Here is a 24,981-nt window from a genome sequence, read left to right on the forward strand (position 1 = left end):
CTCAGTCGGAGAAAATGAGAAAGCGCATCCGGCGCCGTTCCAAGATCCTCAGATCCCAAGCACGGTCACAAGCGGGGGCGTAAAGTCCTTGAAGCCCACTCTCGGCCAGTCGCACCTCTTGTCGAATTTCGTCTTCGGTTGGTGGCGCTGGCAATTTGGATTCGTCTTGAATGCATATCCGGGCAGGGCGACGTATGTGGCACTTGGCGTGCCAAGGGCAATCGCGATGCACAGCGTCAATGCGGAGCGCAGGGTCCTCATGGCACACCTCCAGGCGTGATGAACCTTCAAGCGCGGAGACTTTCCGGGCGACGAATACTGCCACTTTTGCCGCCCCCTATCCATTCGCCCAATAGGAGGAGGCGCGGCGGCTGGCAGTAGTCCGTTTTGTGGAGCGCTGCCGGGATGGGGCGCTTCTGAAGCTGACGGGCGTGACGCCTAGCTGCGCCGGAACGTCTTGCCGGATGCCGCTTCGAGAACGCAGTCCTGCCAACAACTCCGACCGTGGCGTGCCGCCGCACGGGGCATTGGCCAGCCGGTTCGCCGGATAGGGAGGGTCGTGACGAACCGATAGGCAGCGGGTGGGTTTTCGGCGTGGATGTAATCGCCATGAAATGGCAGACGATGGGCGTCCTCCAAACGGCGAGGGATGCCCATCACCCAATCACATAGTCACATCTGAGTGAGAGAAAATGAGAAGGCGCATCGGGCGCCGCTCATAAATGAAACGCGGTTTTGGAAAAACGAAAACGTATATTTATCGCCACTTTGACCGCTGTCTCTGAAAGACGCGGGGAATCGGCTGATTGTACTTAAGACGCCGCGCTGGCTGGCTTTGCTGATTTCCAAGCTGCAGGCAGAATTGTCGGCATCGACCGAAAAATTAATCGGCAGATCGGACTGCATTCTCAGGAGATATGTTCTGGCTTCACGCGCCGGGGTTTCTCCCGAGGTTGTAATCGCCTGATCCCCGGCAGACAGGAACACCTCTTGCGCCGGCTCTCTGGCAATGCACGGCGGCGCAGCCACGCTGGCGAGAAGCAGCGTAGAGATGATCGCAACGGTTTTCATGAGGTGTCTCCTGACAAAACACCTTGCGCAGATCCTGATCGGATTAGCGAGCTAATTCGGGAGTCTAAGTCTGATGAACAAGCAGCAGGGAAGTTTGGAAATGGTGGGCGATGAGAGACTCGAACTCCCGACATCCTCGGTGTAAACGAGGCGCTCTACCAACTGAGCTAATCGCCCATCGCAAACGAAGCCGGATCGGCCTGCCGCGTTGGTGGCCGTGATCTATGCGGATCGCGGCAAAACCGCAAGAGTGTTTGTGAAGATTTTTTGATTTTTTTGGTGGTGGTCCCGAGTCTTGCAATGCCGCTTAGGTTCGGCTCGGCTGTGGAAAAGTGAGGGGAGGGCGGCGAGCATCTCCGTTTCGAAGGCGCTGCGTCTGCGCCTGGGCACCGCTGCGGAAGACGGAAGTGCCGACTTTTGTTCGTCAGGCACCCAACCCGCCGAAACATTTCACGGACTGTCATGGTTTTGTCTCCAAACCTGCTTGACACTAAAAGGCGAACCCCGTAGTTAGCCGCTCATCGAAACGGGCAGCCGTTTTGGAGAGGGTGCGAAGGCATCCGGACTGCTTGAAATGAATTGCGGGTGTAGCTCAGTTGGTTAGAGTGCCGGCCTGTCACGCCGGAGGTCGCGGGTTCGAGCCCCGTCACTCGCGCCATTTCAAGTCTTGTAAAACGCAAATGCGATTTGTCGTTTGTCCGGTTCACTTCTTCCTCGCGGCCGCAAAATGGCCGGTCAATGCGCGGGTGTAGCTCAGTCGGTTAGAGTGCCGGCCTGTCACGCCGGAGGTCGCGGGTTCGAGCCCCGTCACTCGCGCCATTTCTCTTGAAAGCTATGCAGTTTCCAGTGGTCAGGCATGCGCGCCGAAGCGGCTTGCGCGGATTTGTCGCGACATCGTTGCATGTGCTTGATAGTGTCCCTCGGATACTCGTCGAATTGCTTCTGTAAAAGTCTTGCGCCGGGGCTTCGGCTGCGCTAACCACGGCTTGTTGCAACGCACGTTCGCTTGCCGGGCATTTGCCCAAATGCGCCGCCTGGCGTCTCCGGCAAGCAGGGATGAACATGATGACTGAACTACTCAGTTCTTATATTCCAATCGCTATCTTCATTGCTATTGCGCTTGTCATCGGCCTGGCGCTACTCATCGCGCCGTTTGCCGTGGCTTTCAAAGCGCCCGATTCGGAAAAGCTCTCGGCTTACGAATGCGGCTTCAACGCTTTCGACGACGCGCGTATGAAGTTCGACATCCGTTTCTACCTCGTGTCGATCCTCTTCATCATCTTCGACCTCGAAGTCGCCTTCCTCTTCCCCTGGGCCGTCTCCTTCGGCGCCATCGGCTGGTTCGGCTTCTGGTCCATGATGGTCTTCCTTCTCGTGCTGACCATCGGCTTTATCTATGAATGGAAGAAGGGAGCCCTGGAATGGGAGTAGCCCCTGTGAGCAATCAGCCGCTCGTTGCAGAGCAGCCAAAGGGGATCATCGATCCCTCGACCGGCAAGCCGATCGGCAGCAACGACCCATTTTTCGGTGAGATCAACAACGAGCTCGCCGACAAGGGTTTTCTCGTTACCTCGACCGACGAGCTGATCAACTGGGCCCGCACCGGCTCGCTGATGTGGATGACCTTCGGCCTTGCCTGCTGCGCCGTCGAAATGATGCAGCTGTCGATGCCGCGTTACGACGTCGAGCGCTTCGGTTTTGCGCCGCGCGCTTCGCCGCGCCAGTCCGACGTGATGATCGTCGCCGGCACGCTGACCAACAAGATGGCGCCGGCGCTGCGTAAGGTCTACGACCAGATGCCCGAGCCGCGTTATGTCATCTCGATGGGCTCCTGCGCCAATGGCGGCGGCTATTATCACTATTCCTACTCGGTGGTACGCGGTTGCGACCGCATCGTGCCGATCGACATCTACGTGCCGGGCTGTCCCCCCACGGCAGAGGCGCTGCTTTATGGCGTGCTTCTGCTGCAGAAGAAGATCCGGCGTACCGGCACGATCGAACGCTAAGGGTTAAGGACAAGGCATATGAGTGAAGCCCTGACTGAGCTTGCGTCCTACCTTGGCGAAGCGCGCGGCAATCTGATCGCCGCATCGCAGATGAAGTATGGCGAGCTGACGCTGACGACGACGGGTGAAAACCTGCTCGCGCTTCTGACCTTCCTGCGCGACGACGCCAAATGCGGTTTCGTCAACCTGATCGATATTTGCGGCGTCGACTGGCCGCAGCGCGAGCTGCGATTCGACGTCGTCTACCACCTGCTGTCGCCGAAGAAGAACCTGCGCATCCGCGTCAAGGTCGCAACGGATGAAGATACGCCGGTTCCGTCGGCCTGCCCCGTCTATCCGGGTGCCGACTGGTTCGAGCGCGAGACCTGGGACATGTATGGCGTGCTCTTCACCGGCCATCCGGACCTGCGCCGCATCCTGACGGATTACGGCTTCGAAGGCCATCCGTTGCGCAAGGACTTCCCGACCACCGGTTTTGTCGAAGTGCGTTACGACGACGCGGCAAAGCGCGTCGTTTACGAGCCGGTTGAGCTGAAGCAGGAATTCCGCAACTTCGACTTTATGTCGCCCTGGGAAGGCACGGAGTATGTGCTGCCCGGCGACGAAAAAGCGAAGCAATAAATTCAAGGCGGCTGGTGGGCTTAGCCCGCCATTCACTGGTTATCTGAGAACGCGAGCCCATCGCCATGACAGAACATAACGTCCGCAACTTCAACATCAACTTCGGACCGCAGCATCCGGCGGCGCACGGCGTTCTTCGTCTTGTCCTGGAGCTTGACGGCGAAATTGTGGAGCGTGTCGATCCGCATATCGGCCTTTTGCATCGCGGCACCGAGAAGCTGATCGAGACAAAGACCTATCTTCAGGCCGTGCCCTATTTCGATCGTCTCGACTACGTCGCGCCGATGAACCAGGAACATGCCTTTGCGATGGCCGTCGAAAAGCTGCTCGGCATCGAGATCCCGATTCGCGGCCAGCTGATCCGCGTTCTCTATTCGGAAATCGGCCGCATCCTCTCGCACCTTCTGAACGTCACGACGCAGGCCATGGACGTCGGCGCGCTGACGCCGCCGCTCTGGGGCTTCGAAGAGCGTGAAAAGCTGATGGTGTTCTACGAGCGCGCCAGCGGCTCACGCATGCACGCCGCCTATTTCCGTCCGGGTGGCGTCCACCAGGACCTGCCCGAACAGCTCGTGCAGGATATCGGTAACTGGTGCGACCCGTTCCTGAAGGCGCTGGACGACATCGACAACCTGTTGACCGGCAACCGTATCTTCAAGCAGCGCAACGTCGATATCGGCGTCGTCTCGCTGGAGGAATGCTGGGCCTGGGGCTTCTCCGGCGTCATGGTGCGCGGTTCGGGTGCAGCCTGGGATCTGCGTCGCGCCCAGCCCTATGAATGTTATTCCGATCTCGAATTCGACATCCCGATCGGCAAGAATGGCGACAACTACGACCGCTATCTGATCCGTATGATCGAGATGCGCGAGTCGGTCCGCATCATGAAGCAATGCGTCAACCGCCTGCTCTCGGATGCGAAGACCGGTCCCTTCTCGTCGATCGACGGCAAGGTCGTGCCGCCGAAGCGCGGCGAGATGAAGCGCTCGATGGAAGCGCTGATCCACCACTTCAAACTCTATACCGAAGGCTACCACGTGCCGGCCGGCGAGGTTTACGCCGCCGTCGAGGCGCCGAAGGGTGAGTTCGGCGTCTATCTCGTCTCAGATGGCACCAACAAGCCCTATCGCTGCAAGATCCGCGCTCCGGGCTACGCCCATCTGCAGGCGATGGACTTCATGTGCCGCGGCCATCAGCTTGCCGACGTCGCGGCCGTGCTCGGCTCGCTCGACATCGTCTTCGGTGAGGTGGACCGCTGATGCAGCTTCTGCCGCTGGCCGTCGCAATTCTTCTTTCGGCATCCGGGGTTTCGGCTCAGGAGTCCGATAGCCTCGGCACGCCGCTGGGCCATAAGGAAGAGACGCCGCCGGCGCAGCAATCGTCCATGGGCGAGCTTTTGTCCAAGGGCTATCAGATCAAGGCTGCCATTCCGAACGGCAGCAAATTCGTAGTGTTTATGCAAAAAGACCAGTCGGCCTATGCCTGCGAAATGCAGTCTTTGACCGCTTCGCGGTGTGGAACCCTAAACTGACAAGGCGTGAGGAAGAATGTCCGTTCGTCGATTAGCCGAAGATCAATTCCAGCCTGCCGCATTCGCCTTCAGCGATGAGAATGCGGTCTGGGCGGACAAGACGATCCAGAAATACCCCGCCGGCCGCCAGCAATCGGCGGTCATTCCGCTGTTGATGCGGGCGCAGGAGCAGGACGGCTGGGTCACGCGCGCGGCGATCGAAAAGATCGCCGACATGCTCGACATGGCCTATATCCGCGTGCTCGAGGTCGCGACCTTCTATACGCAGTTCCAGCTGCATCCTGTGGGAACGCGCGCCCATGTCCAGGTCTGCGGCACGACGCCCTGCATGCTGCGCGGCTCGGAAGCGCTGATGTCGGTCTGCAAGAGCAAGATCCATGCCCATGCCTTCGAGCGCAATGCGGAAGGCACGCTGTCCTGGGAAGAGGTCGAATGTCTCGGGGCCTGCGTCAACGCCCCGATGGTGATGATCGGCAAGGACACCTATGAGGACCTGACGCCCGAGCGTCTCGAAGAGATCATCGACGTCTTTGCCGCCGGCAATGGCGCCAGCATCAAGCCCGGCACGCAGATCGACCGGGTGTTTTCGGCGCCTGAAGGCGGCCCGACCTCGCTGACGACCGAAGAGCCGAAGGCAAGGGCGCGCGCCAAGAAGGCCGATGCCGAAACCGTGTCGGCTCCGGTCGACCGCGCTCCGGTTCCGCCCTCCGAGGCCGCCCGCCCGAAGAGCACCGATGCCGAGACCAATGCTGCCCTGAAGACGCCGGCAACGGCGCCGAAGGCGGCTGCGAAAAACGCAAAGGCTGCCGAGCAGCAGCCGATATCAGGCACTGCGGCCGCCGAACCGGCGCCGAAGGCTGTCGTCAAGGCCGAGGCTGCTCCGGCGGCAAAGCCTGCCCTGACCGACAAGAACCGTCCGGCCGGAATCGAAAAGCCCGCCGCACCGGATGATCTGAAGATGATCTCGGGTGTCGGCCCGAAAATCGAGGCGACGTTGAACGAAATCGGCATCTTCACCTTCGCGCAAGTCGCAGGCTGGAAGAAGGCCGAACGCGAATGGGTCGACGGGTACCTGAACTTCCGCGGCCGCATCGAGCGCGATGACTGGGTCAAGCAGGCCAAGGCGCTCGCCAAGGGCGGGGAAGCGGAATATATCAAGGTCTTCGGCAAGAAGCCGCGGTAAGAGGTGAAGCATGTTACAAGATAAAGACCGCATCTTTACCAACATCTACGGCCTCAAGGACAAATCCCTGAAGGGCGCGATGAGCCGCGGCCATTGGGACGGCACCAAGCAGATCCTCGAAAGGGGCCGCGACTGGATCATCAACGAGATGAAGGCGTCTGGTCTTCGCGGTCGTGGCGGCGCCGGTTTCCCCACAGGTCTCAAATGGTCCTTCATGCCGAAGGAAAGCGACGGCCGTCCGCACTATCTCGTCGTCAATGCCGACGAATCGGAGCCCGGCACCTGCAAGGACCGCGACATCATGCGCCACGATCCGCATACGCTGATCGAAGGCTGTGTCATCGCGAGCTTCGCCATGGGTGCCAATGCGGCCTACATCTATGTGCGCGGCGAATATATCCGCGAACGTGAGGCGCTGCAGGCGGCGATCGACGAATGCTATGATTATGGCCTGCTCGGTAAGAATAACAAGCTTGGCTGGGACATGGACATCTTCGTCCACCACGGCGCCGGCGCCTATATCTGCGGCGAGGAAACCGCGCTGCTCGAAAGCCTCGAAGGCAAGAAGGGCCAGCCGCGCCTGAAGCCGCCGTTCCCGGCCAATATGGGCCTCTACGGCTGCCCGACGACGGTCAACAATGTCGAATCGATCGCTGTTGCGCCGACGATCCTGCGCCGCGGCGCCGGCTGGTTCTCGGCCATCGGCCGTCCGAACAATGTCGGCACCAAGCTGTTCATGCTCTCCGGCCACGTCAACAAGCCGTGCACCGTCGAAGAGGAAATGGGCATCACCTTCCGCGAACTGGTCGACCGCCATGCCGGCGGCATCCGCGGCGGCTGGGATAACCTGCTTGCCGTCATTCCGGGCGGGGCATCCTGCCCGATCGTTCCGGCAAAGGACATCATCGACTGCCCGATGGATTTCGACGGCCTGCGCGGCGTCGGATCTTCCTTCGGCACGGCCGCCGCGATCGTCATGGACAAGTCCACCGACGTCATCAAGGCGATAGCTCGCATCTCCGCCTTCTTCAAGCATGAGAGCTGCGGCCAGTGCACGCCCTGCCGCGAAGGCACCGGCTGGATGTGGCGCGTGATGGAGCGCATGGCCAAGGGCAATGCCCAGAAACGCGAAATCGACATGCTGTTCCAGGTGACGAAGCAGATCGAAGGCCATACCATCTGTGCGCTCGGCGACGCCGCTGCATGGCCGGTGCAGGGTCTGATCCGTAATTTCCGTCCGGAGATCGAAAAGCGCATCGACCAGTATACGGCGAGCGCCCTCGATCACGGCGCGGTTCTGGAGGCGGCTGAATAATCATGGCGGACAATGCATCCAAGGCTGGGAAAAAGGAAGAAGTCGCCGATTTCGCGGCCGGTTTCGGCCGTCTTGCCGCCGAGATGCTGGAAAATGCACGGGCGATGCCGGTGCATCCGCTGATGGCGCATCCCGCTGCAGCCTTTGCCGCCGCAACGGCGATCGGCTTCGGTTTCTCGACCCAGATGGCGGGCGCCTTCTTCGGTGCCTTCCAGAGCGCCCTGGAAACGACCGGCAAGGTCGCGGCCGCCCTCGATGACACGCCGCCGGACGAACTGAAGCCCGATGTCGATATCCGGCCGGAAAATATTCGCCCGGATGTCAGGGCTTTCACCAAGCCGCCGGCCGAGAAGAAGGCAAGGCCGACACTGACTGTTGTCAAGCCGGTCAGCGAGCCGATCCCAGCCAGCCAAACGAAGCCAGCAAACCAATCGAAGGCCAGCCAGCCGAAGCCGGCTGTGAAGGCAAAACCGGTTGCGCGTAGGAAGGCCGACGATTTGAAGCTGATCGCCGGCATCGGCCCGAAGCTGGAGCAGGTGCTGAATGCCAAGGGCATTCGCAACTTCGCTGAGATCGCCGCCTGGACCGACGAGGAAATCGCCCGGCTCGACGCCGAACTCGGCTTTAACGGCCGCATCGGCCGTGACGACTGGACCGGTCAGGCGAAAATTCTGGCAGGACGGGGCCGTAGGAAGAAATGAACTGTCCGGCCGTGCAATCGGCCGGAAGGATGGGCAGATCGGCGGACGGGCGGGGACCTCGAGCTGCAGATGCCGGTGCGGGTTCCGGGTCTGGAACGCGCGACAGAGAATTTGGGCGACATCAGATGTCGGCAGGACGAAAGATCCGGCTTGGCAATGAGAGTGTTGCAAAAATAGGTTTGTTTGCCGTCATCAGGCAAACGGGAAACAGGACTGAGCGACGATGGCAAAACTGAAGATTGACGGCAACGAGATCGAAGTTCCGGATCATTTCACGCTATTGCAGGCGTGTGAGGATGCCGGCGCCGAGGTTCCGCGCTTCTGCTTCCACGAGCGCCTGTCGGTTGCCGGCAATTGCCGCATGTGCCTCGTCGAGGTAAAGGGTGGCCCGCCGAAGCCGCAGGCTTCCTGCGCCATGAGCGTGCGCGACATCCGCGGCGGCCCGAACGGCGAACTGCCAGAGGTCTTCACCAACACGCCGATGGTCAAGAAGGCCCGCGAAGGCGTGATGGAATTCCTGCTGATCAACCATCCGCTCGATTGCCCGATCTGCGACCAGGGCGGCGAATGCGACCTGCAGGACCAGGCGATGGCCTTTGGCATCGACACCTCGCGCTATCAGGAAGACAAGCGCGCCGTCGAGGACAAGTATATCGGCCCGCTCGTCAAGACGGTGATGAACCGCTGCATCCACTGCACGCGCTGCGTCCGCTTCACCACCGAAGTTGCCGGCATTTCCGAACTCGGCCTGATCGGCCGCGGCGAGGATGCCGAGATCACCACCTATCTCGAACAGGCGATGACCTCCGAGCTGCAGGGCAATGTCGTCGACCTTTGCCCGGTCGGCGCGCTCACCTCGAAGCCCTTCGCCTTCACCGCGCGCCCGTGGGAATTGAACAAGACTGAATCGATCGACGTCATGGATGCCGTCGGTTCGGCGATCCGCGTCGATACCCGCGGCCGCGAAGTCATGCGCATTCTGCCGCGTGTCAATGAGACGATCAATGAAGAGTGGATTTCCGACAAAAGCCGCTTCATCTGGGACGGCCTGAAGACCCAGCGCCTCGACCGGCCTTATGTTCGCCGCGACGGCCGCCTGCAGCCCGCTACCTGGGCCGAAGCCTTTGGCGCCATCAAGGCCGCCGTCGGCGCCACCTCGGGCGAAAAGATCGGCGCGATATCAGGCGACCTCGCTTCCGTCGAGGAAATGTATGCGCTCTCCGAACTGGTGAAATCGCTGGGATCGGTCAATCTCGACTGTCGCCAGGATGGGGCGGCACTCGATCCGTCGCTCGGCCGCGCAAGCTATCTCTTCAACCCGACCATATCGGGCATTGACCAGGCCGACGCGCTGCTGATCATCGGCGCCAATCCACGCTTCGAGGCCGCCATCCTCAACGCCCGCATCCGCAAGCGCTGGCGCCGCGGCAAGTTCCCGATCGGCGTGATCGGCGAGCCGGGCGAACTGCGATACAGCTATGATTACCTCGGCGGCGGTCCCGACACGCTGAAGGATCTGGTCGACGGCACTCACGCCTTCGCCGACGTGCTGAAGAATGCCGCCAAGCCGATGATCATCATCGGCCAGGGCGCGCTGTCGCGCACCGATGGCGCCGGCGTTCTCGCCAGTGCTGCCAAGCTCGCCGGTTCGGTCGGCGCGGTCGTCGAAGGCTGGAACGGCTTTGCCGTCCTCCATACCGCTGCCTCGCGCGTCGGCGGTCTTGACCTCGGCTTCGTGCCGGGCGCCAAGGGCGTCAATGCCGCCGAGATGCTGACGGCAATGGACGTGCTCTTCCTGCTCGGTGCAGACGAACTCGACTTCACCGCCAAGAAGGCCAAGCTCACCGTCTATATCGGCTCGCATGGCGATAACGGCGCGCACCATGCCGACGTCATCCTGCCGGCGGCAGCCTATACCGAAAAGTCCGGCACCTGGGTCAACACCGAAGGCCGCGTCCAGATGGGCAACCGCGCAGGTTTTGCGCCGGGTGACGCCCGCGAGGACTGGGCGATCATCCGCGCCCTTTCCGACGTGCTCGGCAAGAAGCTTCCCTTCGATTCGCTCAGCGAATTGCGTGTCCGGCTCTATGCCGCTTTCCCGCATTTCGCCGCCATCGACGAGATCGCCGAAACCGATAGCGCCCAAATTGCCGCAGTTGCGAAAAAAGCCGGCAAGATGAACAAATCCGGGTTTGCGTCGCCGGTGAAAGACTTCTATTTGACGAACCCGATAGCGCGTGCCTCGGCTGTCATGGCGGAGTGCTCGGCATTGGCCCGCAACAACTTCAAAGTCGCGGCAGAGTAAGGGCAGGGGACTATGGATTCTTTCTTTTCGACCTATGTCTGGCCGGCGATCATCATGATCGGTCAGTCGCTGCTGCTTCTCGTCTGCCTGCTCGTCTTCATCGCCTATGTGCTGCTCGCCGACCGCAAGATCTGGGCGGCCGTGCAGCTGCGCCGCGGCCCGAACGTCGTCGGTCCCTTCGGCCTGTTCCAGTCCTTCGCCGATCTTTTGAAGTTCGTCTTCAAGGAGCCGATCATTCCGGCCGGCGCCAACAAGGCGGTGTTCCTGCTTGCCCCGCTGGTGACGGTGCTTCTGGCGCTTTCCACCTGGGCGGTGGTGCCGTTGGCCGACGGATGGGTGATCGCCAACATCAATGTCGGCATCCTCTATATTTTCGCGATTTCCTCGCTCGAGGTTTACGGCATCATCATGGGCGGCTGGGCTTCGAACTCGAAGTATCCGTTCCTCGGCGCGCTGCGCTCGGCGGCACAGATGGTGTCCTATGAAGTCTCGATCGGCTTCGTCATCGTCACTGTGCTTCTCTGCGTCGGCTCGCTGAACCTGACCGATATCGTCAATGCGCAGCACACCGGCCTCGGCACCATGCTCGGCCTGCCGGCGTCGTTCCTCGACTGGCACTGGCTGTCGCTGTTCCCGATGTTCATTATCTTCTTCATTTCGGCACTCGCCGAGACGAACCGTCCGCCCTTCGACCTTCCGGAAGCTGAATCGGAACTCGTTGCCGGCTTCATGGTTGAATACGGCTCCTCGCCATACATGATGTTCATGCTCGGCGAATATGCGGCCGTCTGCCTGATGTGCGCGCTGACGACGATCCTCTTCCTCGGCGGCTGGCTGCCCCCGGTCGATATCTGGATCCTCAACTGGGTCCCGGGCATCATCTGGTTCACGCTGAAGGCCTGCTTCGTGTTCTTCATGTTCGCGATGGTCAAGGCCTTCGTTCCGCGCTACCGCTACGACCAGCTCATGCGCCTCGGCTGGAAGGTCTTCCTGCCGCTGTCGCTCGCCATGGTCGTCATCGTTGCATTCGTGCTGAAACTGATGGGTTGGGCATGATGGTGTCCGCTCTCGTTTTCGGCAAAATTGGAGGTTGAAGATGGCAAGCTTATCCGGCTCCATCAGCTCGCTGTTTCTCAAGGAATTCGTCGGCGCGTTCTTTCTGTCGATGCGCTATTTCTTCCGCCAGAAGGCGACGATCAACTATCCCTTCGAAAAGGGTCCGGTCTCCCCGCGTTTCCGCGGCGAGCATGCGCTGCGCCGTTATCCGAACGGCGAGGAACGCTGCATCGCCTGCAAGCTCTGCGAGGCGATCTGTCCTGCCCAGGCGATCACCATCGAGGCGGGTCCCCGCCGCAATGACGGCACGCGCCGCACGGTGCGCTACGACATCGACATGGTGAAGTGCATCTATTGCGGCTTCTGCCAGGAAGCCTGCCCGGTCGACGCGATCGTCGAAGGCCCGAATTTCGAATTTGCGACGGAAACCCGCGAAGAGCTCTATTTCGACAAGGCGCGGCTTCTGGATAACGGAGACCGGTGGGAGCGCGAAATCGCTCGCAACATCGCGATCGACTCGCCGTATCGTTGATTGAGATTTTGAAATGCCGCGATGGAGCGCAGGTGCTCCTGTCGCGGTCAATATGCACAGGAGCTTTGCCGGTTAGCGCCAGGGAAAGCTCCATCGCGCAGGGAAACTCCCGGCTGCCCGGGGGAAGATGAAAAAGGCACCAACATGGGTCTGCAGGCTCTATTTTTCTATCTTTTCGCCTTTGTCGCGGTGGCGTCGGCGTTCATGGTCATCTGGGCGAAGAACCCGGTTCACTCGGTTCTCTTCCTGATCCTGGTGTTCTTCAATGCGGCTGGCCTCTTCCTGCTGCTCGGTGCCGAATTCCTGGCGATGATCCTGCTTGTCGTCTATGTCGGCGCCGTCGCCGTCCTCTTCCTCTTCGTGGTGATGATGCTCGATATCGACTTCACCGAACTGAGGGCCGGCGTTCTCGAATATGCGCCGATCGGCGGGCTGATCGGGGTGATCCTCGCGGCCGAACTGATCGTCGTCATCGGCGGCAGCGTCATCTCGCCTGAGATCGCCAAATCAGTCGCCATGCCGATCCCGGCACTGAGCGAGCGCACCAATACCGCCGCTCTCGGCGACGTGCTCTACACCAACTACGTCTATTTCTTCCAGATCGCCGGTCTGGTGCTCCTGGTCGCCATGATCGGCGCGATCGTGCTGACGCTGCGGCATCGCACCAACATCAAGCGGCAGAATATTCCCAGGCAGGTTGCCCGCACGCCCGCCACCGCCGTCGAGGTGGTTTCGGTCAAGCCCGGGCAGGGCGTCTAAAGGCAGGTCAAGGAACAAAGAACATGGTCATCGGACTTTCCCACTACCTGACGGTCAGCGCCATCCTCTTCACGCTCGGCGTCTTCGGCATCTTCCTGAACCGGAAGAACGTCATCGTCATCCTGATGTCGATCGAACTGATCCTGCTCGCCGTCAACATCAACATGGTCGCCTTCTCCTCCTTCCTGAACGACATCGTCGGCCAGGTCTTCGCGCTGTTCATCCTGACGGTCGCGGCTGCCGAAGCGGCGATCGGTCTTGCAATTCTCGTTGTCTTCTACCGCAACCGCGGCTCGATCGCGGTCGAAGACGTCAATATGATGAAGGGCTGAGTGGCTCATGTTCCTCTATAAGGCTATCGTCTTTCTTCCCTTGATCGGTGCGATCGTCGCCGGCCTGTTCGGCCGCGCCATCGGCGCCAAGGCTTCGGAATATGTCACCAGCGGCCTGATGATCATCGCCGCCATCCTGTCCTGGGTCGTCTTCTTCACCGTCGGCATGGGCCATGCCGAAGGTGGCCCGATCAAGGTCGAGGTGCTGCGCTGGATCCAGTCCGGCGGCATCGACGTCTCCTGGTCGCTGCGCGTGGATACGCTGACGTCCGTGATGCTGATCGTCGTCAACACGGTCTCGACGCTGGTGCATGTCTATTCGATCGGCTACATGCACACCGATCCGCATCGCCCGCGCTTCTTCGCCTATCTCTCGCTCTTCACCTTCGCCATGCTGATGCTGGTGACCGCTGACAACCTTGCCCAGATGTTCTTCGGCTGGGAAGGCGTCGGTCTCGCCTCCTATCTGCTGATCGGTTTCTGGTTCAAGAAGCCGTCGGCGACGGCCGCGGCGATGAAGGCCTTCATCGTCAACCGCGTCGGCGACTTCGGCTTCGTGCTCGGCATTGCTGGCGTCTTCGTGCTGTTCGGCTCGATCAACCTCGACACGATCTTCGCCAATGCCTCGAACTTCGCCCCGCATGAAGGCGGCGGCGAAGCGGGCGAGGTGATCCTCAATCTCTTCGGCATGCAGCTCGACAAGGCGCATGCGCTGACCGGCGTCTGCCTGCTGCTCTTCATGGGCGCGATGGGCAAGTCGGCGCAGTTCCTGCTGCACACCTGGCTGCCTGACGCCATGGAAGGCCCGACCCCGGTCTCGGCCCTCATCCATGCCGCCACCATGGTCACCGCCGGCGTCTTCCTCGTCGCCCGCATGTCGCCGCTCTTCGAACTGTCGCCGGATGCGCTGGTTGTCGTCACCGTGATCGGCGCCATCACCGCCTTCTTCGCGGCAACCGTCGCCCTCGTGCAGAACGACATCAAGCGTGTCATCGCCTATTCCACTTGCTCGCAGCTCGGCTACATGTTCGTGGCGCTCGGAGCCGGGGCCTACGGCGCAGCCATCTTCCATCTCTTCACGCACGCCTTCTTCAAGGCGCTGCTCTTCCTCTGCGCCGGCTCGGTCATCCATGCCGTCGATGGCGAGCAGGACATGCGCTACATGGGCGGCCTGTGGCCGCATATTAAAGTGACTGCCGTGCTGATGATCATAGGCACGCTGGCGATCACCGGTTTTGGCATTCCCTTCACGCCGATCGGTTTTGCCGGCTTCTTCTCCAAGGACGTGATCATCGAGGCGACCTATGCATCGCATTCGCCGGTCTCGGGCTTCGCCTTCTCGCTGCTGGTCATTGCGGCTCTCTTTACGAGCTTCTATTCCTGGCGCCTGATCTTCATGACCTTCTTCGGCAAGCCGCGCGCCTCGCACGAGGTGATGCATCATGTCCACGAGTCGCCGCAGGTCATGCTGGTGCCGCTCTATCTCCTGGCGATCGGCGCAGTGCTTGCTGGTGTTATCTTCGAAGGTCGCTTCTACGGCGAGGAATATGCCGAGTTCTGGAAGGGTGCGCTCTTCACCGGCGCCGAGAACGAACTTCTCGAAGAGTTCCACCATGTTCCGGCGCTCGTCGGCTTGAGCCCCTTCATCGCTATGATCCTCGGCTTTGTCACCGCCTGGTACATGTATATCCGCTCGCCGCAAACGCCGCGCATCCTGGCGCAGCAGCACCGCGTGCTCTACCAGTTCCTGTTGAACAAGTGGTATTTCGACGAGCTCTATGACTTCCTCTTCGTCCGCTCCGCCAAGGCACTCGGCCGCTTCCTGTGGAAGAAGGGTGATGTCGGCGTCATCGACACCTACGGCCCGAACGGCGTCGCCGCCCGCGTCGTCGCCGTCACCGATCGCGTGGTTCGCCTGCAGACCGGTTACCTCTATCACTACGCCTTCGCCATGCTGATCGGCATTGCGGCGCTCGTTACCTGGATGATGCTCGGGAGTTCCTTCTGATGACCGATTGGCCTATTCTTTCAACGGTCACCTTCCTGCCGCTGGTCGGCGTGGTGCTCCTGCTATTGATGAACGGCGAGAGCGAAACCGGCCGGAAGAACGTGCTGTGGATCTCGCTGATCACCACCGTCTTCACCTTCGTCGTCTCGCTCTTCATCTGGATCGGCTTCGACAATGCCAATCCGGGCTTCCAGATGCTCGAGAAGCATAACTGGCTCGGCACCGGCATTGGCTACCACGTCGGCATCGACGGCATCTCGATGCTGTTCGTCATCCTGTCGACCTTCCTCATGCCCTTCTGTGTGCTGGCGAGCTGGCTCTCGATCGAGAAGCGCCTGAAGGAATACATGATCGCCTTCCTCATCCTCGAAACGATGATGATCGGCGTCTTCGTCTCGCTCGATATCGTGCTCTTCTACGTCTTCTTCGAGGCGGGCCTCATTCCGATGTTCCTGATCATCGGTGTCTGGGGCGGCAAGGACCGCGTCTATGCGAGCTACAAGTTCTTCCTCTATACGCTGCTCGGCTCGGTGCTGATGCTGCTCGCCATCATGGCGATGTACTGGCAGGCCGGCACGACCGACATCACCGCGCTGCTCGCCTACAAGTTCCCGCCGTCGCTGCAGACCTGGTTATGGCTTGCTTTCTTCGCCTCCTTCGCGGTGAAGATGCCGATGTGGCCGGTCCACACCTGGCTTCCCGATGCCCACGTTCAGGCGCCGACGGCTGGCTCGGTGATCCTGGCCGGCGTGCTGCTGAAGCTCGGCGGCTACGGTCTCATCCGTTTCTCGCTCGGCATGTTCCCGGTCGCGTCCGATTATTTCGCGCCGCTCGTCTTTGCCATGTCCGTCATCGCCATCATCTACACCTCCCTGGTGGCGATGATGCAGGACGATATCAAGAAGCTGATCGCCTATTCCTCCGTGGCGCACATGGGCTACGTGACCATGGGCATCTTTGCCGCCAACATGCAGGGCGTTCAGGGCTCGATCTTCCAGATGCTCTCGCACGGCATCGTCTCCGGCGCGCTCTTCCTCTGCGTCGGCGTCGTCTACGACCGCACCCACACCCGCGAGATCAACGCCTATGGCGGCCTCGTCAACAACATGCCGAAATATGCCGTGGCAATGATGGTCTTCACCATGGCCAATGTCGGGCTTCCCGGCACGTCGGGCTTCGTCGGCGAATTCCTGACGCTGATCGGTGTCTTCCGGGTCAATACCTGGGTAGCGCTCTTTGCCGCCACCGGCGTCATCCTCTCGGCAGCCTACGCGCTCTGGCTTTATCGCCGTGTGATCTTCGGTACGCTGGAGAAGGAGAAGCTGAAGGCGCTGCTCGATCTTTCCAGACGCGAGCAGCTGATCCTCTACCCGCTGGTTGCGCTGACCATCTTCTTCGGCGTTTACCCGGCTCCGGTCTTCGATGCGACGGCTGCCTCGGTGGATCTGCTGGTCAACAACTACACGGCCGCCGTGCACGCAGCGCAGAATGTTGCGCTGTCTATGAAATGATGACGGGACTTATTGGACATGACCGCTGAAACAATTCTCCTCAGTCTGCATCTTTCCGCGCCGGAGCTCATCCTCGCGGTCGGCGCCCTTGTCCTGTTGATGGTCGGCGTCTTCTCCGGCGAGCGGTCGGGCCTTGTCGTCACCGGCCTGGCCATCGTCCTGCTCCTGGCCTCCGGCCTGTGGCTGCTCTTCGTGCCGGCAGAAGGCCTTGCCTATGGCGGGGTCTACATGGCGGACGGCTTCTCGCGCTTCATGAAGCTGGTGGCGCTGATCGGGTCGCTGGTCGCCATATTCATGTCGATCGGCCACGCCCGCGAAAATCAGCTCGACAAGTTCGAGTTCCCGGTTCTCCTGGTGCTCGCGACCCTCGGCATCCTGCTGATGATCTCGGCCAACGACCTGATTTCGCTCTATCTGGCGCTGGAACTGCAGTCGCTGGCGCTCTACGTCGTCGCCGCGATCAACCGTGACAGCCTGAAATCGACCGAAGCCGGCCTGAAATATTTCGTCCTCGGAGCGCTCTCCTCCGGCATGCTGCTCTATGGCATGTCGCTGGTCTACGGCTTCACCGGCCACACCCACTTCTCCGAAATCGCCCAGGCGCTGTCCGTCGAGGGCGCGCGTTCGCTCGGCCTGATCTTCGGCTTGGTCTTCATCCTCGCCGGCATCGCCTTCAAGATCTCGGCCGTTCCCTTCCATATGTGGACGCCGGATGTTTACGAAGGCGCGCCGACACCGGTCACCGCATTCCTTGCCGCAGCACCCAAGGTTGCTGCCATGGCGATGATGACCCGCATCGTCATCACCGCTTTCCAGCCGGTTCTGGCGGACTGGCAGCAGGTCGTCGTCTTCATCTCGATCGCCTCGATGCTGCTCGGCTCGTTTGCCGCGATCGGCCAGAAGAACATCAAGCGGCTGATGGCCTATTCCTCGATCGGTCACATGGGTTATGCGCTGGTCGGCCTTGCTGCCGGCAACCAGACCGGCGTCACCGGCGTCATGCTTTACATGGTCATCTACATGGTCATGACGCTCGGCACCTTTGCGATCATCATGTCGATGCGCCGCAAGGACGGCACCGTTGTCGAAAATGTTGATGATCTCGCCGGCCTCTCCACAACGAACCCGTTCATGGCCGTGGTGCTGACAGCGTTGATGTTCTCGCTCGCCGGCATCCCGCCGCTCGCCGGATTCTTCGCGAAGTACTTCGTCTTCGTTGCCGCTATCGAAGCCAAGCTCTATGCGCTCGCCATCATCGGCGTTCTCGCCTCGGTCGTCGGCGCCTACTACTATCTGCGCGTCATCAAGCTGATGTGGTTCGATGAGGCGACCGGCGAATTCGCCCGTGTCTCCGGAGCGCTGCGTCTGGTCTTCGGTCTCTCCGGTCTCTTCGTCACCGCCTATGTCCTCATCGGCGGCCCGATCGGCGGCGCGGCAGAGCTTGCCGCCGCGACGCTCTTTTGATGGCTTCCGACGGACGGCGCCGGATATCGCTCGGCGATTTCAGGCACGAGGCTCTGTCGGAAACATCGTCTACCAACAGCGAATGCCTCGCCCGGGCTCGGGCAGGCGATGGCGGCAATCTCTGGGTGACCGCCGAAAGGCAGACGGGCGGCCGCGGCCGCCGCGGCAGGCTCTGGGTTTCCGAGCGCGGCAATCTCTACGCTTCTCTTCTTCTGATCGACCCGGCCCCGATGGAACGCCTGAGCTCCCTGCCGCTGGCGATCGCCGTTGCAGTGCACCAGGCGATCCGCAGGGTGCTGCCACTGGGCGCCGAACCGCTCGAGGTCAAATGGCCGAACGATATTCTCGTCGGTCGAAAGAAGACCTGCGGCATTCTCGTCGAAGGTGAGGGGCTACCGGACGGACGTTACGCGCTGATCGTAGGCATTGGCATCAATATCTCTGTGATGCCGGACAATCCGCTCTACCCCGTCACCTGCCTGCGTCAGCAGGGAAGTGCGGCGTCGCCGGAGGAACTCTTCGCGCATCTCTTCGCCGCCACGGCGGAAGTGCTTGAAATATGGGACGAGGGCCGCGGCATCAGCGAGATCACGGCGCTCTGGCGCGCGATCGCCTGCGGCATCGGCGAAAAGATTACGGTCAATTTGCCGGACCGATCGATTTCCGGACAATTCGCCGGAATTGATGATAATGGCTTGTTGATGCTCGATACTGGCGCTGGCAGGATAATGCCCATTGCTGCCGGTGATGTGTTTTTTGGATAGCGGAACAAACGAAAATTATGGCGAAACAGGACGAACTGGTATTCCTGCCTCTGGGCGGTGTCGGTGAGATTGGCATGAATCTCGCTCTCTACGGCTACGGCCCGCCCGAGCATCGCCAGTGGATCATGGTCGATTGTGGCGTCACTTTTCCGGGGCCAGATCTGCCGGGTGTCGACCTCGTATTGCCCGATATCCGCTTCCTCGCCAGCGAACGAAAGAACCTCAAGGCGATCATCATCACCCATGCGCATGAAGACCATTATGGTGCGCTCGCTGACCTCTGGCCCGGCCTCAACGTGCCGGTCTATGCCTCTGGTTTTACCGCCGGTCTGTTGGAAGCCAAGCGCAATTTCGAGAAGGCTAAGATCGGCGAAGTGCCGGTGACGCCGTTCAAGGCAGGCGATACGATCAATGTCGGCCCCTTCAGCATCGAAGGCGTCGCCGTCAACCATTCGATCCCCGAGCCGATGTCGCTGATGATCCGCACGCCGGTCGGCAATGTTATCCATACCGGCGACTGGAAGATCGACCACGAGCCTTCGCTCGGGCCGCTGACCGACGAGACACGTTTCCGCCAGCTCGGCGACGAGGGCGTGCTGGCGCTGATGTGCGATTCCACCAATGCGCTGCGCGACGGTGTTTCGCCCTCTGAGAAGGATGTGTCCGAAAGCCTGCGCAAGATCATCGAGAATGCCGAGGGCAGGGTGGCGATCACCACCTTCTCGTCGAATGTCGGGCGTATCCGCACCGTTGCCGAGGCTGCCGAGGCGGCTGGCCGCGAAGTGCTGCTGCTCGGCAGTTCACTGAAGCGCGTCGTCAACGTCGCCCAGGACATCGGCCTGATGGAAGGCGTAAAGCCCTTCATCTCCGAGGATGAATACGGCTATATCCCGCGCGACAAGGTCGTCGTCATCCTGACCGGAAGCCAGGGCGAGGCGCGGGCGGCACTTGCCAAGCTCTCCCGCGACGAGATGCGCAATGTGGCGTTTGCGGCAGGCGATATCGTCGTCTTTTCCTCGCGCGCCATTCCCGGCAACGAGAAGGCGATCCAGGACATCAAGAACGGGCTCGTCGAGCAAGGTGTGCACATCATCACCGATACCGAGGCGCTCGTCCACGTTTCCGGTCATCCGCGCCGCAACGAGTTGCAGCGGATGTATGAGTGGACGCGGCCGAAGATCGTCGTGCCGGTGCATGGCGAGGCAACACATCTGACGGCGCACAAGGAACTTGCCGAGCAATCCGGCATCGCCGTGGTGCCGCGCGTGCGCAACGGCGATATCCTGCGGCTGGCGCCCGGTCCCGTCGAGGTGATCGGCGAGGCGCCGCATGGCCGCATCTATAAGGACGGCACGCTGATTGGCGATTTCGACGAGATGGGTATCGGCGAGCGCAAGAAGCTCTCCTATGTCGGTCATGTCGCGGTCAACGTCGTGCTCGACGCGCGCTATGACATCGTCGGCGATCCCGATCTCGTTTCGATCGGCCTGCCGGTCTATGACGACGAGGGCGAGGAGATGGAGGACACGCTCTTCGACGCCGCGATCAGCGCCATCGAGAGCATTCCGCGCGCCCGTCGCAAGGATATCGACATGCTGCAGGAGGCCGTGCGCCGCGCCATTCGCTCGGCTGCGAACCAAGCCTGGGGCAAGAAGCCCGTTGTCACCGCCTTCGTCACCAGGGTCTGACCATGCTCGGCCGGGTCAACCATATCGCCATTGCCGTGCCAGATCTGGCAGCGGCGACGGCGGCCTATCGCGATACGCTGGGTGCTGCCGTATCGCAGCCGCAGGCTCTGCCGGAGCATGGCGTCACCGTCGTTTTCGTCGAATTGCCGAACACCAAGGTCGAATTGCTGCAGCCGCTTGGGAATACCTCGCCGATCGCAGCCTTCCTCGAAAAGAACCCGTCCGGCGGCATGCACCACATCTGCTACGAGGTGGACGATATTCTTCTCGCCCGTGACCGGCTGGTAGAGGCGGGCGCCAGGGTGCTCGGCGACGGCCAACCGAAAACCGGCGCCCATGGCAAGCCGGTGCTCTTTCTGCATCCCAAGGATTTCTTCGGCACGCTGATCGAACTCGAACAGGCCTGAGCCCTGCTGCGGCAGAGTGACCCGAAGGCGGCTACTGCATAATTCCTTAAATCGGGATCGATTTAAGGATAAAATTATGCAGCACTTCAAAGTGTTACAGCGTCCTTTGCGCGTCTAAAGGACGCGCGGCGCTGTAAACGTTTCGCCCGCTTTGAGTTGGTCGCTATTCCGCCGTATAAGGACGCGATATCAGCGCGGCATCAACGGGAACCATAATGCTCCAGATCTTTCTTCAGGGATTTGCCGTCTACTTCATCATCTGGTGGATGACGCTTTTTGCCGTCCTGCCGATCGGCCTGCGCACCCAGGCGGACGACAACGACGTCGTGCTCGGCACCGTTCCGAGCGCGCCCACCCGGTTTCGCGCCGCTTTCGTGTTTTCGCTGACGACGCTGATTTCGGCTCTGATCTACGGTCTCTGGTACGTCTGCGACACCTATTTCGGCTGGGGCTTCGACGCACTGCCGCAACTCGGCCCCAGCTTCTATTGAACTGTGGCTTTTGCTCAAACTTTGAGCAGATGTAAGCTTAATGAAAGCGAACTTCGTCATACCAGCGTCATGCTGTTGCGGCAAAGAGCTCGCGTAACGGAATGAGGATCATCCCGTTACGGAAGTCGGCGGGATTTTTGCATGGGGCGAGGCCGAAAAGCCAAAAAAAAACAAGGCTAAAAGCCTTGTTTTAAGTATCGCGTGATCTGTAACCGTTGCCGGGGCTGCGACGAGCGCGCCTAAGATCTGATCCTCCCAAGACTTGACCGCGAATTCGGCAAGAATTTAACTCCCTGCCTGTTTTGTGAGCTAAAACTAGCTCAAACATTGGGCTTTGTCATCAGCTTTTTTGCATTTTTGCTACACTCTAGCAAAATTTTTCTGTTGACAAGATTTTCGTTCAAGTCCTTATAAACACGCGCTTTTTCATGCCCTTTCATTTTGCGGGTGCGAACATGCGCTTCCGGGAGGTTGCCGACATCCGTTGCGGGTTTCCTTCCTGCCGCGAAGCGGCTATGAACGCTCCCACATCAACACTTGCCTTCGATTCCGCCTGCTGCGGGATCTCAACTGCTCCGGAATCCGCCATGCGTCTGTCCCGCTATTTCATGCCCATCCTCAAGGAAAACCCCAAGGAGGCGGAAATCGTCTCCCACCGGCTGATGCTGCGCGCCGGCATGATCCGCCAGCAGTCGCAGGGCATCTATTCCTGGCTGCCGCTTGGCAAACGTGTGCTCGACAAGGTCAACGCCATTATCCGCGAAGAGCAGAACCGCGCAGGCGCCATCGAGCTTTCGATGCCGACTTTGCAATCCGCCGAGCTCTGGCAGGAAAGCGGCCGTTATGACGCCTACGGCAAGGAGATGCTGCGCATCAAGGACCGTCAGGATCGGCCGATGCTCTACGGCCCCACCAACGAAGAGATGGTGACGGATATTTTCCGCTCCTCCGTCAAGTCCTACAAGGACTTGCCGCTCAATCTCTATCATATCCAGCTGAAGTTCCGTGACGAGATCCGTCCGCGCTTCGGCACCATGCGCTCGCGCGAATTCATGATGAAGGATGCCTATTCCTTCGATCTGACGAGCGAAGCGGCGGAGCATTCCTATAACAAGATGTTCGCCGCCTATCTCAGAACCTTCGACCGGCTCGGCCTGCGCGCCATCCCGATGCGCGCCGATACCGGCCCGATCGGTGGCAAACTCAGCCATGAATTCATCATCCTCGCCGACACCGGCGAATCTGAGGTCTTCTGCCACAAGGATTTCGTCGGTTTCGATATTCCTGGTGAACACACCGATTTCGACAGTGTCGACGGTTTGCAGGCGATCTTCGACAAGTGGACCTCGCTCTACGCGGCGACCTCGGAAATGCACGACGAGGCGGCCTTCAACGCCGTTCCCGAAGGCGACCGCCTGTCGGCACGCGGCATCGAGGTCGGCCACATCTTCTATTTCGGCACGAAATATTCCGAGCCGATGGGCGCGAAAGTGCAGGGACCTGATGGCAAGGAACACTTCGTTCACATGGGTTCCTACGGTATCGGCCCGACACGCCTTGTTCCCGCCATCATCGAAGCATCGCATGATGATAACGGAATCATCTGGCCGGCATCGGTCGCGCCCTTCGATATCGTTGTGATCAACATGAAGGCGGGCGATCAGGCCTGCGACGATACCTGCGAGCTGATCTATGCCGCGCTGAACAAGGCCGGCAAGGATGTGCTCTATGACGATACCGACGACCGGGCCGGCACCAAATTCGCGACCGCCGACCTGATCGGTGTGCCTGTCCAGATCATCGCCGGCCCGCGCGCGGTCGCAAACGGCGAAGTTGAGGTGAAGGACCGCAGGACCGGCGCCCGCGAAACGATGACCATCGAAGCGGCGATCAATCGGTTCGTGGCTTAAGGAAACGGAGGCGAAATGGCAGAGGCAGCAGTGGACCGGAGTTCAAAATCCGGCTTGGGTCCGGCTGGCAAGCCATTTTCCACCTTTGAACGCCTCGTGGCGTGGCGTTATCTGCGCGCCCGCCGCAAGGAGGCCTTCATTTCAGTCATCGCCGGCTTCTCCTTCGTCGGTATCATGCTGGGTGTTGCGACGCTGATCATCGTCATGGCGGTCATGAACGGCTTCCGCACCGAGCTCGTCTCGCGTATCCTCGGCATCAACGGCCACATGATCGTCCAGCCGGTCGACGGCCCCTTCACCGATTATCCTGTCCTCAGCGGCAAGCTCGCCTCCGTACCCGGCATCAAGATGGCGCTACCCCTAGTGGAAGGCCAGGTGCTTGCCTCCGCCCAGGCTGGCGGTAGCACCGGTGCGCTGGTGCGCGGCGCCCGCGCCGAGGACCTAACCAAGCTCAAGACGATCTCCGACAACATCAAATCAGGCGACATGGTGGGCTATGCCTCCGGCGAAGGCGTGCTGATCGGCACCCGCATGGCCGACCAGCTCGGTCTGCGCGTCGGCGACCTGATCACGCTGACCTCGCCGGAAGGCGACATCACGCCGATGGGCGTCAATCCGCGCATCAAGTCCTACAAGATCTCCGGGCTCTTCGAGATCGGCATGTCGGAATATGACTCCTCGATCATCTTCATGCCGCTCGAGGAAGCGCAGCTCTTTTTCAATGCCGAGGGACTGGTGCAGTCGATCGAGCTCTTCGTCGACAACCCCGACGATATCGACAATCTAAGGCCCAAGGTGGAGGAAGCGGCCGGCCGCCAGATCGCCATCACCGACTGGCGCCAGCGCAACCAGACCTTCTTCTCGGCGCTGCAGGTCGAGCGCAACGTCATGTTCATGATCCTGACGCTGATCGTTCTCGTGGCGGCGCTGAACATCATCTCCGGCCTCATCATGCTGGTGAAGGACAAGGGCAGCGATATCGCCATCCTGCGCACCATGGGCGCCAGCGCCGGTGCGATCATGCGCATCTTCTTCATGACCGGGGCGGCGATCGGCATTGTCGGTACCATTGCCGGCGTTCTGCTCGGCGTCCTCGTCTGCGTCAACATCGAATCCATCCGCCAGTTCTTCTCCTGGATCTCAGGCACCGTGCTCTTCAATCCGCAGGTCTATTTCCTCAGCCAGCTGCCGGCCGAGATGGATCTCAGCGAAACGATCTCGATCGTCGTCATGGCGCTGACGCTCTCCTTCATCGCGACCATTTTCCCGGCCTGGCGTGCCTCCAGGCTCGATCCGGTGCAGGCCCTGCGCTACGAATAAGGAATGCCG

Annotated in this window: 24 protein-coding genes and 3 tRNA genes; 24 read left to right on the plus strand and 3 right to left on the minus strand. The window is 60.6% G+C overall.

What is annotated here, in order from left to right; genetic code table 11:
• Positions 1–48 precede the first annotated feature (48 nt).
• From ELH03_RS38615 to ELH03_RS06835, 3 genes are all read right to left on the minus strand, one after another.
• Positions 49–261 carry a hypothetical protein gene (locus ELH03_RS38615; RefSeq protein WP_128404351.1) on the minus strand — a complete coding sequence of 71 codons (213 nt, stop codon included), beginning with the start codon at positions 259–261 and terminating at the stop codon, positions 49–51.
• A gap of 411 nt (positions 262–672) precedes the next feature.
• Positions 673–1,071: a hypothetical protein gene (locus tag ELH03_RS06830; protein ID WP_128404352.1), complete on the minus strand. Its 399-nt coding sequence runs from the start codon at positions 1,069–1,071 to the stop codon at positions 673–675.
• Between the two features lie 101 nt (positions 1,072–1,172).
• Positions 1,173–1,248: transfer RNA gene (locus ELH03_RS06835), tRNA-Val, on the minus strand.
• Between the two features lie 404 nt (positions 1,249–1,652).
• Between ELH03_RS06835 and ELH03_RS06840 the strand changes: the two genes are divergently transcribed.
• The 24 genes from ELH03_RS06840 (at position 1,653) to ELH03_RS06955 (ending at position 24,972) form a co-directional block, all read left to right on the plus strand.
• Positions 1,653–1,729: transfer RNA gene (locus ELH03_RS06840), tRNA-Asp, on the plus strand.
• A gap of 84 nt (positions 1,730–1,813) precedes the next feature.
• A tRNA-Asp gene (locus ELH03_RS06845) sits at positions 1,814–1,890 on the plus strand.
• A gap of 246 nt (positions 1,891–2,136) precedes the next feature.
• A complete protein-coding gene (locus tag ELH03_RS06850; RefSeq protein WP_010055493.1) occupies positions 2,137–2,502 on the plus strand; it encodes an NADH-quinone oxidoreductase subunit A in 366 nt (121 codons plus the stop codon).
• Positions 2,493–3,077: a NuoB/complex I 20 kDa subunit family protein gene (locus tag ELH03_RS06855; protein WP_064245931.1), complete on the plus strand. Its 585-nt coding sequence runs from the start codon at positions 2,493–2,495 to the stop codon at positions 3,075–3,077. The genes ELH03_RS06850 and ELH03_RS06855 overlap by 10 nt, the downstream gene beginning before the upstream one ends.
• 18 nt (positions 3,078–3,095) lie before the next feature.
• The gene (locus ELH03_RS06860; RefSeq protein WP_128404353.1) at positions 3,096–3,698 is read left to right on the plus strand and encodes an NADH-quinone oxidoreductase subunit C; all 603 of its coding nucleotides are present in this window, start codon (positions 3,096–3,098) and stop codon (positions 3,696–3,698) included.
• 65 nt (positions 3,699–3,763) lie between these two features.
• Complete coding sequence (locus ELH03_RS06865; RefSeq protein WP_128404354.1) at positions 3,764–4,954, plus strand: NADH-quinone oxidoreductase subunit D; 1,191 nt, start codon at positions 3,764–3,766, stop codon at positions 4,952–4,954.
• The gene (locus tag ELH03_RS06870) at positions 4,954–5,226 is read left to right on the plus strand and encodes a hypothetical protein (RefSeq protein ID WP_025394095.1); all 273 of its coding nucleotides are present in this window, start codon (positions 4,954–4,956) and stop codon (positions 5,224–5,226) included. The genes ELH03_RS06865 and ELH03_RS06870 overlap by 1 nt, the downstream gene beginning before the upstream one ends.
• A gap of 16 nt (positions 5,227–5,242) precedes the next feature.
• Complete coding sequence (locus ELH03_RS06875) at positions 5,243–6,409, plus strand: NADH-quinone oxidoreductase subunit E (RefSeq protein ID WP_128404355.1); 1,167 nt, start codon at positions 5,243–5,245, stop codon at positions 6,407–6,409.
• 10 nt (positions 6,410–6,419) lie between these two features.
• Positions 6,420–7,724: an NADH-quinone oxidoreductase subunit NuoF gene (gene nuoF, locus ELH03_RS06880; protein ID WP_128404356.1), complete on the plus strand. Its 1,305-nt coding sequence runs from the start codon at positions 6,420–6,422 to the stop codon at positions 7,722–7,724.
• 2 nt (positions 7,725–7,726) lie between these two features.
• Entirely contained in the window at positions 7,727–8,425 is a 699-nt protein-coding gene (locus ELH03_RS06885) for a helix-hairpin-helix domain-containing protein (RefSeq protein ID WP_128404357.1), read from the plus strand.
• A gap of 223 nt (positions 8,426–8,648) precedes the next feature.
• The gene (gene nuoG, locus ELH03_RS06890) at positions 8,649–10,730 is read left to right on the plus strand and encodes an NADH-quinone oxidoreductase subunit NuoG (RefSeq protein ID WP_130766200.1); all 2,082 of its coding nucleotides are present in this window, start codon (positions 8,649–8,651) and stop codon (positions 10,728–10,730) included.
• Between the two features lie 12 nt (positions 10,731–10,742).
• Positions 10,743–11,786 (plus strand): NADH-quinone oxidoreductase subunit NuoH, encoded by a 1,044-nt coding sequence (gene nuoH, locus ELH03_RS06895; RefSeq protein ID WP_003547383.1) that lies wholly within the window; start codon positions 10,743–10,745, stop codon positions 11,784–11,786.
• A gap of 40 nt (positions 11,787–11,826) precedes the next feature.
• A complete protein-coding gene (nuoI, locus tag ELH03_RS06900; RefSeq protein ID WP_003547385.1) occupies positions 11,827–12,318 on the plus strand; it encodes an NADH-quinone oxidoreductase subunit NuoI in 492 nt (163 codons plus the stop codon).
• 144 nt (positions 12,319–12,462) lie between these two features.
• Positions 12,463–13,077 carry an NADH-quinone oxidoreductase subunit J gene (locus tag ELH03_RS06905; protein WP_003547387.1) on the plus strand — a complete coding sequence of 205 codons (615 nt, stop codon included), beginning with the start codon at positions 12,463–12,465 and terminating at the stop codon, positions 13,075–13,077.
• Between the two features lie 23 nt (positions 13,078–13,100).
• Positions 13,101–13,409 (plus strand): NADH-quinone oxidoreductase subunit NuoK, encoded by a 309-nt coding sequence (gene nuoK / locus ELH03_RS06910; protein ID WP_003547388.1) that lies wholly within the window; start codon positions 13,101–13,103, stop codon positions 13,407–13,409.
• Positions 13,410–13,416: 7 nt separating this feature from the next.
• On the plus strand, positions 13,417–15,417 hold the full coding sequence (gene nuoL / locus ELH03_RS06915; RefSeq protein WP_128404359.1) for an NADH-quinone oxidoreductase subunit L: 2,001 nt from the start codon (positions 13,417–13,419) through the stop codon (positions 15,415–15,417).
• Complete coding sequence (locus ELH03_RS06920) at positions 15,417–16,928, plus strand: NADH-quinone oxidoreductase subunit M (RefSeq protein ID WP_128404360.1); 1,512 nt, start codon at positions 15,417–15,419, stop codon at positions 16,926–16,928. Before nuoL ends, ELH03_RS06920 begins: the two co-directional genes overlap by 1 nt.
• An 18-nt stretch (positions 16,929–16,946) precedes the next feature.
• Positions 16,947–18,392, plus strand: coding sequence for an NADH-quinone oxidoreductase subunit NuoN (nuoN, locus tag ELH03_RS06925; RefSeq protein ID WP_128404361.1), 1,446 nt, complete (start codon positions 16,947–16,949; stop codon positions 18,390–18,392).
• A complete protein-coding gene (locus ELH03_RS06930; protein ID WP_130766201.1) occupies positions 18,392–19,156 on the plus strand; it encodes a biotin--[acetyl-CoA-carboxylase] ligase in 765 nt (254 codons plus the stop codon). Before nuoN ends, ELH03_RS06930 begins: the two co-directional genes overlap by 1 nt.
• Positions 19,157–19,173: 17 nt before the next feature.
• Positions 19,174–20,844: a ribonuclease J gene (locus ELH03_RS06935; RefSeq protein ID WP_128404363.1), complete on the plus strand. Its 1,671-nt coding sequence runs from the start codon at positions 19,174–19,176 to the stop codon at positions 20,842–20,844.
• A gap of 2 nt (positions 20,845–20,846) precedes the next feature.
• Positions 20,847–21,251: a methylmalonyl-CoA epimerase gene (gene mce / locus ELH03_RS06940; protein WP_128404364.1), complete on the plus strand. Its 405-nt coding sequence runs from the start codon at positions 20,847–20,849 to the stop codon at positions 21,249–21,251.
• A 215-nt stretch (positions 21,252–21,466) separates the two neighbouring features.
• Positions 21,467–21,742 carry a DUF1467 family protein gene (locus ELH03_RS06945; RefSeq protein ID WP_018241603.1) on the plus strand — a complete coding sequence of 92 codons (276 nt, stop codon included), beginning with the start codon at positions 21,467–21,469 and terminating at the stop codon, positions 21,740–21,742.
• A gap of 587 nt (positions 21,743–22,329) precedes the next feature.
• Entirely contained in the window at positions 22,330–23,652 is a 1,323-nt protein-coding gene (gene proS / locus ELH03_RS06950; RefSeq protein ID WP_128404365.1) for a proline--tRNA ligase, read from the plus strand.
• A gap of 15 nt (positions 23,653–23,667) precedes the next feature.
• Positions 23,668–24,972: a lipoprotein-releasing ABC transporter permease subunit gene (locus tag ELH03_RS06955; protein WP_128404366.1), complete on the plus strand. Its 1,305-nt coding sequence runs from the start codon at positions 23,668–23,670 to the stop codon at positions 24,970–24,972.
• The last annotated feature ends 9 nt before the right edge of the window (positions 24,973–24,981 follow it).

The sequence above is a fragment of the Rhizobium beringeri genome, from assembly GCF_004306515.1.
In the GTDB taxonomy this organism is placed as follows: Bacteria; Pseudomonadota; Alphaproteobacteria; order Rhizobiales; family Rhizobiaceae; genus Rhizobium; species Rhizobium beringeri.

Excerpts from the sequence above, each read along its gene's own strand:
- ELH03_RS38615 (WP_128404351.1), bottom strand. The coding sequence starts at position 261 with ATGAGGACCCTGCGCTCCGCATTGACGCTGTGCATCGCGATTGCCCTT.
- ELH03_RS06830 (WP_128404352.1), bottom strand. The coding sequence starts at position 1,071 with ATGAAAACCGTTGCGATCATCTCTACGCTGCTTCTCGCCAGCGTGGCT.
- ELH03_RS06850 (WP_010055493.1), top strand. The coding sequence starts at position 2,137 with ATGACTGAACTACTCAGTTCTTATATTCCAATCGCTATCTTCATTGCT.
- ELH03_RS06855 (WP_064245931.1), top strand. The coding sequence starts at position 2,493 with ATGGGAGTAGCCCCTGTGAGCAATCAGCCGCTCGTTGCAGAGCAGCCA.
- ELH03_RS06860 (WP_128404353.1), top strand. The coding sequence starts at position 3,096 with ATGAGTGAAGCCCTGACTGAGCTTGCGTCCTACCTTGGCGAAGCGCGC.
- ELH03_RS06865 (WP_128404354.1), top strand. The coding sequence starts at position 3,764 with ATGACAGAACATAACGTCCGCAACTTCAACATCAACTTCGGACCGCAG.
- ELH03_RS06870 (WP_025394095.1), top strand. The coding sequence starts at position 4,954 with ATGCAGCTTCTGCCGCTGGCCGTCGCAATTCTTCTTTCGGCATCCGGG.
- ELH03_RS06875 (WP_128404355.1), top strand. The coding sequence starts at position 5,243 with ATGTCCGTTCGTCGATTAGCCGAAGATCAATTCCAGCCTGCCGCATTC.
- nuoF (WP_128404356.1), top strand. The coding sequence starts at position 6,420 with ATGTTACAAGATAAAGACCGCATCTTTACCAACATCTACGGCCTCAAG.
- ELH03_RS06885 (WP_128404357.1), top strand. The coding sequence starts at position 7,727 with ATGGCGGACAATGCATCCAAGGCTGGGAAAAAGGAAGAAGTCGCCGAT.
- nuoG (WP_130766200.1), top strand. The coding sequence starts at position 8,649 with ATGGCAAAACTGAAGATTGACGGCAACGAGATCGAAGTTCCGGATCAT.
- nuoH (WP_003547383.1), top strand. The coding sequence starts at position 10,743 with ATGGATTCTTTCTTTTCGACCTATGTCTGGCCGGCGATCATCATGATC.
- nuoI (WP_003547385.1), top strand. The coding sequence starts at position 11,827 with ATGGCAAGCTTATCCGGCTCCATCAGCTCGCTGTTTCTCAAGGAATTC.
- ELH03_RS06905 (WP_003547387.1), top strand. The coding sequence starts at position 12,463 with ATGGGTCTGCAGGCTCTATTTTTCTATCTTTTCGCCTTTGTCGCGGTG.
- nuoK (WP_003547388.1), top strand. The coding sequence starts at position 13,101 with ATGGTCATCGGACTTTCCCACTACCTGACGGTCAGCGCCATCCTCTTC.
- nuoL (WP_128404359.1), top strand. The coding sequence starts at position 13,417 with ATGTTCCTCTATAAGGCTATCGTCTTTCTTCCCTTGATCGGTGCGATC.
- ELH03_RS06920 (WP_128404360.1), top strand. The coding sequence starts at position 15,417 with ATGACCGATTGGCCTATTCTTTCAACGGTCACCTTCCTGCCGCTGGTC.
- nuoN (WP_128404361.1), top strand. The coding sequence starts at position 16,947 with ATGACCGCTGAAACAATTCTCCTCAGTCTGCATCTTTCCGCGCCGGAG.
- ELH03_RS06930 (WP_130766201.1), top strand. The coding sequence starts at position 18,392 with ATGGCTTCCGACGGACGGCGCCGGATATCGCTCGGCGATTTCAGGCAC.
- ELH03_RS06935 (WP_128404363.1), top strand. The coding sequence starts at position 19,174 with ATGGCGAAACAGGACGAACTGGTATTCCTGCCTCTGGGCGGTGTCGGT.
- mce (WP_128404364.1), top strand. The coding sequence starts at position 20,847 with ATGCTCGGCCGGGTCAACCATATCGCCATTGCCGTGCCAGATCTGGCA.
- ELH03_RS06945 (WP_018241603.1), top strand. The coding sequence starts at position 21,467 with ATGCTCCAGATCTTTCTTCAGGGATTTGCCGTCTACTTCATCATCTGG.
- proS (WP_128404365.1), top strand. The coding sequence starts at position 22,330 with ATGCGTCTGTCCCGCTATTTCATGCCCATCCTCAAGGAAAACCCCAAG.
- ELH03_RS06955 (WP_128404366.1), top strand. The coding sequence starts at position 23,668 with ATGGCAGAGGCAGCAGTGGACCGGAGTTCAAAATCCGGCTTGGGTCCG.